The following is an 11,802-nucleotide window of genomic DNA, read 5'->3' on the forward strand; positions in this document are numbered from 1 at the left end:
GCTCGGGTATCATCCGAACACGATAAGTCTGCCGGAAAAAAAGCGGTTACCCACCGCAACTCCGGTCCGCTAACATCACTTCAGAGAAAACCATGTCCTTACCGGCTCCACAAGAACATCAGGACGCGCTGCGCAGCGCGGATTTGAGCGAACTGCTCGGCCACGTACACACGTGTTGGGATAACGAAAGGCGCTCGCTGTCGCGCCAGCTGCACGACAGCCTGGGCTCGTCGCTGACGGCGCTGACCATGCATCTGGGGCTGCTGATGCAAAAGATGCCGCAGGAGCCGGCGCTGCAGGACCGCGCCGCGCACATGAAGCAGCTGCTGATGCAGATCGTCGAGACCAACCGCCAGATGCAGCTCAAATTGTGGAACGACAAGCTGGAGTTTCTCGGCGTGCGCGTGGCCCTGGGCGAGCTGGTCGAGCAGTTCGGCGAACAGCAGAAGATCACGGCCCGCTGCAGCCTGCCGGACGACGAGCTCGATTGTCCGCGCAGCCACGGCATCGTGCTGCTGCACACGCTGGAAGAAGCGCTGCGCAACATCGCCACCCACGCCGGCGCCACCGAGGTCGACGTGATTGTCGACGACAACGAGGACGAGGTGATGTTGACTGTCAAGGACAACGGCGTGGGCCTGGGCGGTCCGACGGCGGCGGCGCCGGGCCAGGCGGCCGGCAAGTACGGCCTGCGCATGGCGCGCGAGCGCGCCGCCTATCTGGGCGGCACCTTGACCCTGGCGGCCGGCGCCGATGGCGGCGTCGTGTTGACGATGATTTTGCCCAAGCCCGTCAACGCGCTGTAAAGCCGGCGGCGGCCACCAACGTGCAAACCATCTAAACCACGTAGGGCGGATTAGCGAAGCGTAATCGGCCATGCATGCTCCGTTGGCGGCGCATACATGGCCGATTACGGCGTTCCGCCTAATCCGCCCTACGTGTCTTTGAGGTCACGCAAACACCCTAAACCCGGCTCAATGCAACTTGACCAGCGGCGTACTGCGCTTGATCAGGAAGCGCGCCAGCGCCAGCACGCCGGTGCGTATCGTCCCCAGCACCGCCTGGTGGTGCATCAGATGCAAACTGGTGTACATCAACCGCGCGACAAAGCCGTCGACGAACCAGCTCAATCCCTTCAGCGATCCCATCAAGCTCCCCACCGACGTGGTCTGCCCGAACGACACCAGCGAGCCGTAATCGCGGTACACATACGGCTTGCCCTGCGGCGGCTTGCCCTTCTGCTGGCGCAGGAAGGTGGTCACCAGATAATCCGCCTGCTGGTGCGCGGCCTGCGCGCGCGGCGGCACCAGCTTGCCATCCGGACCGGCGCACGCGGCGCAATCGCCCAGCGCGTAGATATAGTCGAAACCCTTGACGGCCAGATCCGGACCGACATCGATCTGCCCCGATTTCACCGTCGGCAAACCCAGCTCCTTGAGGAAATCGGGCGCCTTGATACCGGCCGCCCACACCACGATCTGCGCCGGATAAGACACCTCCCCCGCGCTCACCTGCGTGGCCGAAATCGCCGTCACCCGCGTATTGGTCGCCACGGTGACCGCGCGCTGATGCAGCAGTTCCAGCGCGGCCGCCGACACTTTCTCCGGCAGCGGCGCCAGAATGCGCGGCGCGCCCTCGATCAGGGTGATGCGCACGTCGCGCTCGGCCTGCAGCTGGCGGAAGCCGTAGGCCGCGTACACGCCGCTGGCCTCGCGCAATTCGGCCGCCAGCTCGACGCCGGTGGCGCCGCCGCCGATGATGACGACATCGATGCCGGCATCGGGCTGCGCGCTCTTTTTCAGCGACGCCAGGGTCAATAGCTTGAGCAAGGTGAGGCGGAAGCGCTCGGCGTCTTCCGTGGCGTTCAGGGAAATCGTATGTTCGGCCGCGCCGGGCACGCCGAAATAATTGGAGGTGCTGCCGACCGCCAGCACCAGCGAATCGAAGCGGATCTGCCGCTCGGGCAGGATCAACTCGTTCGACGGCTCGGCGCCGCGTATCTCGCCGACCGTCAGCAACCGCTGCGCGGCGTCGAGCGCCACCATCGGACCATAGGCAAACGTAAAGCCATTGTCGTGCGCCAGCATCTGGTAGGACAAGCCTTCCTGATGCACGTCCAAGGTGCCGGCCGCCACCTCGTGCAGCGACGGCTTCCAGATATGGTAGAGCCGGCTATCGACCAGCATCACCGCTTCCGGGCCCAGCTTGCGCCCCAGTTTGCAGGCGAGCTCAAGCCCGCCCGCGCCGCCGCCTACAATGACTATTTTGCTATGCAAATGTTTCTCCTGTGGCGGCGGCCCGCACCGCGTTGTGATATGACGGGTCGCGATTAACGGTCGCGACCGTTTCCATTGCCATGGCCGTTGCCATGGCCCTTGTGGTCTTTGTCCTTGTGCTTGCCGTGATCGTCGTCGCGGCGATCGTCGCGTCGGTCATCGCGGCGGTCGTCGTGACGGTCGCCGCCACCGCCGTGGCGGGTGCGATAGGCCGGGGCGTACTGGTTGTTATACCAGCTATCTTGAACAAAATACACTGGCTGGCCGCAGGCGTTGTACGCGCGGCAGTGCTTGGACCATTTCTTGGCGTGGCCTGGCGGCACGCGCAGATAGATCGGCGCGCGCTCGACGTAGTGCGTCGGACGCTGAATGATCAGAGGTTCGCGGTAGATCACTTGCGGCTGCGGGTAGTCGCCGATGTCGATGCGGCCGTAAAACCCCGGCTGGCCGACGCTGACCGAGACGTTGGTGGTGCCGGCGAAGGCGCTCGTGGACAAAACCAGCAAGCTGGCCGCAATGAGTTTGGCTTTCATGATGTGCCCCATATTGTTATGTAGTGTTGAGCGAAGTTGCTCAGGGAACATAATAACAAGTCTGGAGCGCAACTTCCGTTCGCCAGCGTACATACTATTTTACAAGTTTGCCTTAGAGGCAATAGCGAACCGTGGCGCCGCACGCCGGCGGCTCAGCGCAATTCGGCGTCCAGCTGGCGGATCGCCGTCTGCGCCTGCGTGATCACGCGGTCGGCGATGCGCTGGCGCATGCCGGGCACGCGCGCGGCCGCCTCGGCCTCCAGCAACAGCGGCGTCAGCAATTGCAGCGCGGACTCGTGGAAGCCCTGCGCGACCAAGTTCAGCTGGTCGTTGAACGATTGCTCGGCCGCCTGCAACTGCTTGCGCAATTCCTGCTCGAACGCGGCGCGCTTGTCGCGGATTTCCGTGCGCTTGCGCTTGCCGCCGTCGGTGAACCACTTGAAGGCGCCCGCCAGCAACACCGCGCCGCCGACGAACGGCGCCGCCGGCGCCACCACCGGCAACACCACCGCCGCGCCGATCAGATAGGCGGCGGTGCCGGTGCCGGCCGCGACGACCGCCCCGCTCATCAAGGTGACATTGGCCGCCGTGTCGACCTTGTTGACCAGCCGCGTGCCGATGCGCAGGCGCGGCATCAGCTTGGCCAGGGTCGAATGGTGCTGCCGCTGGAACACCGACGACTGGTTGAGCCGCATCGCCGACTGGAACAGGCGCAGGTCCTCCTGCAGCAAGTGCAGCGCCTGCTCCTTGCGCCGCACGATGCGGTCCAGGCGCCGCTCCATCTCCTGCCCGAACTGCTGGCGGCCGATGCTGGCCCAGACCTCCTCCTCCTTCCATTGATCGGTGTTGAGGCGGTCGCCGATGGCCAGCTCGATGGCGTTGCCGGCGTCGTGCACGGCGTCGTCGATCTCTTCGGCCAGCAGCCTGCGCTCATGGGCGATGCGCTGGTCGACCAGGGTCAGCCGCTGCAGCACCTGGTTTTTCAGGTCGGTCGCGGCGCTCACCAGGGTGGCGGCGGTGGCCTCGCCCATCGACAACAGGCGGGCCTGGTCCAGGTAGGCGCCGATGTCGCTGGTGATCGCGGCGGTGGTGCTGCCGACCAGTTGCCGTAACTGCTCGTGGTCGATCTCGCCGGACTGGAAATTGCGCGCGTGCTCGACCAGTTCCGGCTGCCCGGCGTTGCGGCCGAACTCGGCCACGGTGTCGGCCAGCGAGCGGCCGCGCACCAGGCGCCGCGCCTGCTCGCCGAGGTTGGCGAGGATGCCGCGCTGCTCGGCCACCGGCAATTTCTGCAAATCGTCCAGTGACAGCCGCACCGACAGCGCCTTGGCCAGCCGTTGCGCCAGCAGGCGGGCGTCGCCGCCGTGCAGGGCCAGCAGCGGGATGGTCATGCCGAGCGCGTTCTCGCGCGCGGCCTGGTCGATGCCGGCGCAGCTGCGCGCCAGCGCGTTGAAGGCCCAGTCGACGTCGATGCCCGATTCGATGGCGTTGAGCACCAGCGCGGTGAACACGGCCGAGGATTTGCCGTCGCCGGCGATGTCGGTGACGGCGGCGAACTGCGCCAGGGTGAGGCTGCCTTCGTTGCCGGCGATGGCGCCGACCGCGCGCGCGTATGCCGAGCTGAAGCTTTGATCCGACGACAGATGCTCGTCCAGCGAGCGGACGGTCACGACGTGGGCGGCCGGTGGAGTACCGTGGTGACTATTCACACTTGCTCCGATTCTTAAAATTACCTGGGCACGATTTTAACTGAAGCGGGGCCGCGCCGCGTGCCAGTTACGGCGTCCCGGTCGCCAGGAAAAGGGTTTCCTTGATCTCCTCCATCACCACATAACTCTTGGACTGCGCCGCGCCGGGCAGGCTGAGCAGCATATCGCCCAGCAGTTTGCGGTATTCGGCCATCTCGTGGATGCGCGCCTTGATCAGGTAATCGAAGTCGCCCGAGACCAGGTGGCACTCCTGCACCTCCGGGATGCGCAGCACCTCGCGCCGGAATTGCTCGAACACCGGGCCGGACTTCTGGTTCAAGGTGATCTCGACGAACACCAGCAGCTTGGCGCCCAGCGCCGGCGGATCGATGCGCGCGTGGTAGCCGGTGATGACGCCGTCGCGCTCCATGCGCTTGACGCGCTCGATGGCCGGCGTGATCGACAGCCCCACCTGCTCGCTCAAGTCCTTCATCGAGATGCGGCCGTCGCTTTGCAGGATGTGCAGGATCTTGCGGTCGAGCTTGTCCAGGGCGCGGACCGATTCCTTCTGAATTCGCATGATAATCCACTAAATAGTTGATTTTATACAGTAACAAATGCTGGTGATACGAGAATACCATAGTGGAATATCTGGCTTATATAAATAATAGGGGTTCGCATGCGCGTTGTCATTCTCGGTAGCGGTGTTATCGGCGTCACCAGCGCCTATTATTTGGCCCAGGCCGGACACGACGTGACCGTGCTCGACCGCCAGCCCGGCCCCGCGCTGGAGACCAGTTTCGCCAACGCCGGCCAGATCTCGCCCGGCTATGCGTCGCCCTGGGCCGCGCCCGGCATCCCGCTCAAGGCCATGAAATGGATGCTGCAGCGCCACGCGCCGCTGTCGATCACGCCCGACGGCACGCTGTTCCAGTTGCAATGGATGTGGCAGATGCTGCAGAACTGCACCACCGAGCGCTACGCCGTCAACAAGGAACGCATGGTGCGGCTGGCCGAGTACAGCCGCGACTGCTTCAAGACCCTGCGCGCGGCCACCGGCATCGCATACGAAGGCCGCCAGCAAGGCACGACGCAGCTGTTCCGCACCCAGAAGCAGCTCGACGACGCCGCCAAGGACATCGCCGTGCTCGAGGAAACCGGCGTCGCCTATGAACTGCTGAGCCGCGAACAGCTGGCCGGCGCCGAGCCCGGCCTCGACCAGAACAAGCTGGTCGGCGGCCTGCGCCTGCCCAACGACGAGACCGGCGATTGCCAGTTGTTCACCACCGCGCTGACGGCGATGGCCGAGAAGCTCGGCGTCAAGTTCCGCTACGGCGTCGACATCACCGGCCTGCTCACGTCGGGCGACGACATCCAGGGCGTGCGCTGCGGCGCCGAGGTCGTGACCGCCGACTCGTACGTGGTCGCGCTCGGTTCGTATTCGACCAGCCTGCTCAAAAACCTGGTCAGCATCCCGGTCTATCCGCTCAAGGGCTATTCGATCACCGTGCCGATCGTGAACGCCGCCGCCGCGCCGGTGTCGACCATTCTCGACGAGACCTACAAGATCGCCGTGACGCGCTTCGACGACCGCATCCGCGTCGGCGGTATGGCCGAGATCGCCGGCTTCGACACGCGCCTCAATCCGCGCCGCCGCGAGACGCTGGAAATGGTGGTCAACGACCTGTTCCCGGGCGCCGGCGACACGACCTCGGCCAGCTTCTGGACCGGCTTGCGGCCGATGACGCCGGACGGCACGCCCATCGTCGGCCGCACCGCGCTGCGCAACCTGTTCATCAACACCGGCCACGGCACCTTGGGCTGGACCATGTCGTGCGGCTCGGCGCAGCTGCTGTCCGATATCATTTCGGCACGCCGTCCGGCGATCCTGGCGGACGATTTGTCGGTCGCCCGTTACAGCGGCGCCGTGGCGCCGCGCCAGCCCCGGCTGGCGAACGCGTGACGCCGGCGGGGCGCGCATCTGTCGCATCCCCGCCTCTATCGCACCCGGAACCCACAACATCGTCATCATGGCGTTGAGAATGGGCCGTAGCGTGCGTATAATTTTAATCATGAACAAACTTGAAGCATTCGGCCATATTGCGGCCCTGGCCATCCGTGGCGAACTGGTGTTCCCCACCAGCGTAAATGCGGCGCTCCGCGTTCAATTGGCATTGGACGATCCGGAATGCCCGGTCGACAAGGCGATCGGCCTGGTGCTGGCCGAACCGCTGCTGGCCGCGCGCACCGTCGCCATCGCCAACTCGGCGATGTTCAACCGCTCCGGCGCGCCGGTGATCACCAACGTTCGCGGCGCGATCATGCGGATCGGTTACCAGAACCTGTTCGCGCTGGCCGCCGCGATGGTGGTGCGCCAGTTCGGCAGCAAGATCACCGACCCCAAACTGCGCGCCAAGGCCGAGGCGCTGTGGGACCACACCATCGCCGTCTCCGCGCTGGCGCGCCTGATCGCGCGCCACGTCACCGGCGTCAACGAGGACACCGCGCTGTTCGCCGGCATCGTGCACGAGGTGGGCGGCTTCTACCTGCTGTCGCGCGCCGACGAGTTCCCCGGCCTGCTCGAGGAAGACCCGGAGAACTGGCACTCGGCCAGCGAGGAGATCATCACGCGCGAGGTAATGCGCAAGCTGTGCATCCCCGAGCCGGTGGCCGACGCCATCGAGGGCCTGCGCGACAGCTTCATGTCGATCCCGCCGGACTCGCTGCTCGACACGCTACTGCTGGCCAACCACCTGACGCCGGTGCGCTCGCCGCTGCAGGAACCGCAGCGCGAGCTGCCGCCGCATTCCGACTCGGCCATCGACCTGTTCATCGACGGGGACAAGCTGGCGCTGATGCTGAAGGAGGCGGCCAACGACGCCGCCGAAATGAACGCCGCGCTGCTGGTCTGAGCGCCACCGGGCCGGCGTGTCGCGGTCGCGCGCCCGGCCCTCCCCATGGAGATGATGCATGCAGACTGCCCCCCTGTCCTACGGGTCGGACCAATCCGGCCTGGTCTGCGGCTACGTGTTCGGCCGCGAGGCCGACGGCACGGGCCGGCCGCTGGACACCGAAGAAGCGCGCGTGTGGCTGAAAAACCGCGCCCACCATCCGACCGAATTCATCTGGCTGCACTACAACCTGGCCAACACCGCCAGCGAGAAATGGCTGCACGAACACACCGCGCTGCCCGAGGAATTCTACGAAAGCCTGCATGAGGGCCCGCGCTCGACCCGCATCGAGCTGGCCGACAACACCCTGATCGCCGTCGTCAACGACGTGCTGCACGACTTCACGTTCGAACCGTCCGACATCTCGACCCTGTGGCTGAGCGTCGACAAGCAGGTCGTCATCAGCGCGCGGCGCAAGCCGCTCAAGGCGGTCGACGTGCTGCGCAACGCGGTGCGCACGGGCGAGCCGATCCGCTCGTCGGTCGAACTGCTGATCCACCTGCTGCGCGACCAGGCCGACGCGCTGATCAAGATCGTGCGCGACGCCATCGCCACCGTCGACGGCATCGAGGACAATCTGCTGGCAGGCAAGCTCAACACCAAACGCGCCAGCCTCGGCCAGCTACGGCGCGTGCTGGTGCGGCTGCAGCGCCTGCTGGCGCCGGAACCGGCCGCGCTGTTCCGTCTGCTGCAACGGCCGCCGGCCTGGGTCGCCGAGATCGACGCCCAGGAGCTGCGCCAGTCGACCGAGGAATTCTCGATGGTGCTGGCCGACATGGCCTCGCTGCAGGAGCGCATCAAGCTCATCCAGGAAGAGATCGCCGCCCTGGTCAACGAGGGCAACAACCACAGCCTGTTCGTGCTGACGGTGGTCACGGTGCTGGCGCTGCCGATCAACATCATCGCCGGCCTGCTGGGCATGAACGTCGGCGGCATCCCGCTGGCGCAGGCGCCGCACGGCTTCTGGGTGGTGGTGGCGATCGTCGCCAGCTTCACCGTCATCGCCGGCTTCCTGGCGTTCCGCCGCCAGCGCGACGTCCGCTAAGGAGACGCCATGCACGGTCCCTCGCCCGACAACCCGCATCCGATGGCAGGCTTTCCGCAGGTCTGCTATCTGAAGAACATCGTCACCAATCCCAACATCGTCGTCGGCGACTACACCTACTACGACGATCCCGAGGACACCGGCAATTTCGAGCGCAACGTGATGTACCACTTCCCCTTCATCGGGGACAAGCTCGTCATCGGCAAGTTCTGCGCGCTGGCGCGCGGCGTCAAGTTCATCATGAACGGCGCCAACCACAAGCTGTCGGGCATCTCGACCTACCCGTTCCAGATCTTCGGCAATGGCTGGGAGAAGGTGATGCCGGCCGACGGCGAGCTGCCCTACAAAGGCGACACTGTGATCGGCAACGACGTCTGGATCGGCTACGACGTGCTGATCATGCCGGGCGTGACCATCGGCGACGGCGCCATCGTCTCGTCGCGGGCGACGGTGGTGGCCGACGTGCCGCCCTACACGGTGGTCGGCGGCAATCCGGCGAAGGTGATCAAGGAGCGCTTTCCGGCCGGCGTGGCGGCGGCGTTGCAAGCCATCGCGTGGTGGGACTGGCCGGTCGCGCACATCACCGAGCATCTGGCGCTCATCGCCGGCGGCGACGTGGCGGCGCTGCAGCGGGTGCGGCCGCGCCCCTGAGCAGGTACAGGCGGCGCGCGCCGAAGGCGGTGAAGATCAGTCCCAGGGCGAGCGCGATCAGGTTGTCGCGGCGATGGGCGGCGCGCACGTCGTCGAAGGCGGTGACGTCCTTGCCGCCGACCGCGACGCCGAAGGTGATATAGAAAAAGCCGGGCAGGAAACCGGGGCGCTTGGTCTGGTCCGGATCGAACCGGACGGTGACCGGATAAAGCATGGTGGCGTCGCGCACGGCGGCGCGCATGCGGCCGTCGGTGTCGCCTTTTTCCAGCAGCACGAACTGGCGCGCGTCGCCGTCGACGGTGTAGTACAGCGCGCCCATGCTGGTGTAGCTCCAGGTCACGCGCCCGCTCACCGCCACGAGCCGGTCAGGCGCCGGAAAGCGCCACTCCAGCGCGCCGTAGACCAGCATCAGGCCGATGCCGAGCAGCAGAAAAAAATAGCCGCCTCGGCGGTCCTGGTACCACTTTCCCATGATGCGTCGTGATTGTTGCGATGAGCGCCATCATACATGCCCCGTCCCGGCCCGTGAATTAATAAACATTTTCGTTTACTTAATAGCCGGGACCGCTTATATTATCGTTCATGCAAACCGACCGACACCCCATGAAAACATCGCTACTGATCAGCGCCGCCTGCCTGCTGGCCCTGCTCTCCACCATCGGCGCGGCGCTGCCCTACCCGATCTTGCCGCCGCTGTTCGCCGCCGGCGTCACAAACGATCTAAACAGTTTCCTCGGCCTGCCGCCTAAGCTGCTGTTCGGCCTGGCGCTGATGATCAACCCGCTCGGCCTGCTGATCGGCTCCGCCCTGCTCGGCCCAATGTCCGACCGCTACGGCCGCCGCCCGGTGCTGCTGGTCACGCTGTACGGCGCCGCGCTCGGCCACGCCATCACCGCGCTGGCCCTGCTGTTCGAATCCTATCCGCTGTTCATCGTCGCCCGCTTCTTCACCGGCCTGCTCGAAGGCAACGGCTCGGTCGCGCGCGCCATGCTGGCCGACCGCCTCGACGGCGACCTGCGCCGCAAAGCGCTTTCGTGGCTCAACGGCGCCTTCTACATGGGCTGGCTGGCCGGCCCGCTGCTGGCCGGCTTCACCTTGGTGTGGGGCATCACGGTGCCGTTCTGGATCGCCGTCGCGCTGCTGCTGATGACGGCCGTGCTGGTGGCCATCGCGCTGCCGGCCGAGGCGCCGTCGGACGCCACCACCTCCTGGTGGCAGGTGGCGCGCGACCGCCACGCGCTCAACCTGCTGCGCGAGCCGGACCTGCGCAACCTGTTCATCGTCACCTTGGCCTACACCAGCGGCGTGACGGCCTTCTACGAGTTCTATCCGCTGTGGCTGGTGGAAGTGCCCGGCTACGGCTCGCAAGGCATCGCTTGGACCACGGCCGGCCTGTGCGCGGTCATGACCGCCACCACCGTCTTCGCCGGCCGCCCGTTCAAAGGCGAAGCACTGCCGCGCGCGCGCCGCTTCGCCTTCGTCACGGCCGGGCTGATCACCGTGCTCGCCGCCAGCAACGCCACCATCGGCATCGCCGCCATCGTCCTGTTCGGCATTCCGCACTCGTTCTACAACGGCATCGTGCCCACCTGGTGCGCGGAACGCTTCGGCGCCCACGGCCAGGGCGCGGTGATGGGCTTGATCTCGACCACCTTCTGCCTGGCCAACATCCTGATGGCGCTGATCGGCGCGGTGCTGACGCTGATCGACACGCGCCTGATCCTGCTGTTGGGCGCGGCGTTGACCACCTGGTCGGCATGGCGCATGGGCGGCTGGCACGCCAGCATGCGCAGTAATGATAAAGACCAGGACAACGACCGCGATCGCCTCAAGCGAGCGCTGCCATGAACACCGCCGAACAGACGCTGTTCCTGATCAAGACCCGCGGCCCGCAAACCGCGCAGCAGCTGGCGGCGTTGCTGGACCTGACGTCGATGGGCGCGCGCAGGCAGCTCGAGGCGTGGCAGGAGAAAGGCATGCTGACCTACGAGGAAGTGGCCGACAAGCGCGGCCGCCCTTCGCGCCGCTGGCTGCTGACCGAGGCCGGCCACGCGCGCTTTCCCGATCGTCACGCCGACCTGACGGTGCAACTGATCGACCAGGTGCGCGGCCTGTTCGGCGACGCCGGCCTCGACAAACTGATCGCCGCGCGCGAGGCCGTCAGCGAGCAGCAGTACCGCGTGCATCTGCGCAACGCCGGCGCCCTGCCCGAGCGCGTGGCCGCGCTGGTGCAGGCGCGCAGCAGCGAAGGCTATATGGCCGAAGTCGAAACGCGCGACGACGGCAACCTGCTGCTGGTGGAAAATCACTGTCCGATCTGCGCGGCCGCGCGCCAGTGCCAGCAGTTTTGCCGCTCCGAGCTGGACCTGTTCCAGCGCGTGCTCGGTCCCGATTGCTCGGTCGGCCGCGTCGAACACATGCTCAACGGCGCGCGCCGCTGCGTGTATGTGATCAAGCCGATCTGACGCGGAACATTGTCCGCCACGAGGCCATGCCTGTGTCACCGACGACGCACACATGGCCGATTACGCTGCGCTAATCCGCCCTACGTGTTTCACAGCATTTTTGATTTCAACGGAAGCCTTATGGCATAAGGCTTACATTATTTCCAAAGAAAATTAAGTGGAATAGGAAATGTAGAAGTCAAGCACGCGCGAC

Annotated in this window: 12 protein-coding genes; 7 read left to right on the forward strand and 5 right to left on the reverse strand. The window is 65.8% G+C overall.

Features of this window, described 5'->3' with window-relative positions; genetic code table 11:
- Positions 1 to 92 precede the first annotated feature (92 nt).
- Positions 93 to 806, forward strand: a complete 714-nt coding sequence (locus tag MRBLMU1_RS22835; RefSeq protein ID WP_363506203.1) for a sensor histidine kinase — start codon at positions 93 to 95, stop codon at positions 804 to 806.
- Positions 807 to 974: 168 nt separating this feature from the next.
- Here the strand turns inward: MRBLMU1_RS22835 and MRBLMU1_RS22840 are convergent, their stop codons facing one another.
- The 4 genes from MRBLMU1_RS22840 to MRBLMU1_RS22855 form a co-directional block, all read right to left on the reverse strand.
- On the reverse strand, positions 975 to 2,276 hold the full coding sequence (locus MRBLMU1_RS22840; protein WP_363506205.1) for an NAD(P)/FAD-dependent oxidoreductase: 1,302 nt from the start codon (positions 2,274 to 2,276) through the stop codon (positions 975 to 977).
- 53 nt (positions 2,277 to 2,329) lie between these two features.
- On the reverse strand, positions 2,330 to 2,809 hold the full coding sequence (locus MRBLMU1_RS22845) for a hypothetical protein (protein ID WP_363506208.1): 480 nt from the start codon (positions 2,807 to 2,809) through the stop codon (positions 2,330 to 2,332).
- Between the two features lie 152 nt (positions 2,810 to 2,961).
- Positions 2,962 to 4,518, reverse strand: a complete 1,557-nt coding sequence (locus tag MRBLMU1_RS22850; RefSeq protein ID WP_363506211.1) for a hypothetical protein — start codon at positions 4,516 to 4,518, stop codon at positions 2,962 to 2,964.
- A 67-nt stretch (positions 4,519 to 4,585) separates the two neighbouring features.
- Entirely contained in the window at positions 4,586 to 5,077 is a 492-nt protein-coding gene (locus MRBLMU1_RS22855; RefSeq protein ID WP_363506214.1) for an Lrp/AsnC ligand binding domain-containing protein, read from the reverse strand.
- A 99-nt stretch (positions 5,078 to 5,176) separates the two neighbouring features.
- On the opposite strand from MRBLMU1_RS22855, the gene MRBLMU1_RS22860 reads away from it, so the two are divergent.
- The 4 genes from MRBLMU1_RS22860 (at position 5,177) to MRBLMU1_RS22875 (ending at position 9,144) form a co-directional block, all read left to right on the forward strand.
- Positions 5,177 to 6,460 carry a D-amino acid dehydrogenase gene (locus tag MRBLMU1_RS22860; protein ID WP_363506217.1) on the forward strand — a complete coding sequence of 428 codons (1,284 nt, stop codon included), beginning with the start codon at positions 5,177 to 5,179 and terminating at the stop codon, positions 6,458 to 6,460.
- A gap of 109 nt (positions 6,461 to 6,569) precedes the next feature.
- Positions 6,570 to 7,409, forward strand: coding sequence for an HDOD domain-containing protein (locus MRBLMU1_RS22865; RefSeq protein ID WP_363506220.1), 840 nt, complete (start codon positions 6,570 to 6,572; stop codon positions 7,407 to 7,409).
- Between the two features lie 58 nt (positions 7,410 to 7,467).
- Positions 7,468 to 8,493, forward strand: coding sequence for a transporter (locus MRBLMU1_RS22870; RefSeq protein ID WP_363506222.1), 1,026 nt, complete (start codon positions 7,468 to 7,470; stop codon positions 8,491 to 8,493).
- Positions 8,494 to 8,502: 9 nt separating this feature from the next.
- A complete protein-coding gene (locus MRBLMU1_RS22875; RefSeq protein ID WP_363506225.1) occupies positions 8,503 to 9,144 on the forward strand; it encodes a Vat family streptogramin A O-acetyltransferase in 642 nt (213 codons plus the stop codon).
- Here MRBLMU1_RS22875 and MRBLMU1_RS22880 read toward each other — a convergent pair.
- On the reverse strand, positions 9,092 to 9,616 hold the full coding sequence (locus MRBLMU1_RS22880; RefSeq protein WP_363506228.1) for a hypothetical protein: 525 nt from the start codon (positions 9,614 to 9,616) through the stop codon (positions 9,092 to 9,094). The two genes, MRBLMU1_RS22875 and MRBLMU1_RS22880, sit on opposite strands and share 53 nt — an antisense overlap.
- 131 nt (positions 9,617 to 9,747) lie before the next feature.
- On the opposite strand from MRBLMU1_RS22880, the gene MRBLMU1_RS22885 reads away from it, so the two are divergent.
- The gene (locus MRBLMU1_RS22885; RefSeq protein WP_363506231.1) at positions 9,748 to 10,992 is read left to right on the forward strand and encodes an MFS transporter; all 1,245 of its coding nucleotides are present in this window, start codon (positions 9,748 to 9,750) and stop codon (positions 10,990 to 10,992) included.
- On the forward strand, positions 10,989 to 11,609 hold the full coding sequence (locus MRBLMU1_RS22890) for a helix-turn-helix transcriptional regulator (RefSeq protein WP_363506233.1): 621 nt from the start codon (positions 10,989 to 10,991) through the stop codon (positions 11,607 to 11,609). Before MRBLMU1_RS22885 ends, MRBLMU1_RS22890 begins: the two co-directional genes overlap by 4 nt.
- Positions 11,610 to 11,802: the final 193 nt, after the last annotated feature.

The organism is Burkholderia sp. LMU1-1-1.1, assembly GCF_040675865.1.
GTDB lineage: Bacteria > Pseudomonadota > Gammaproteobacteria > Burkholderiales > Burkholderiaceae_D > Rugamonas.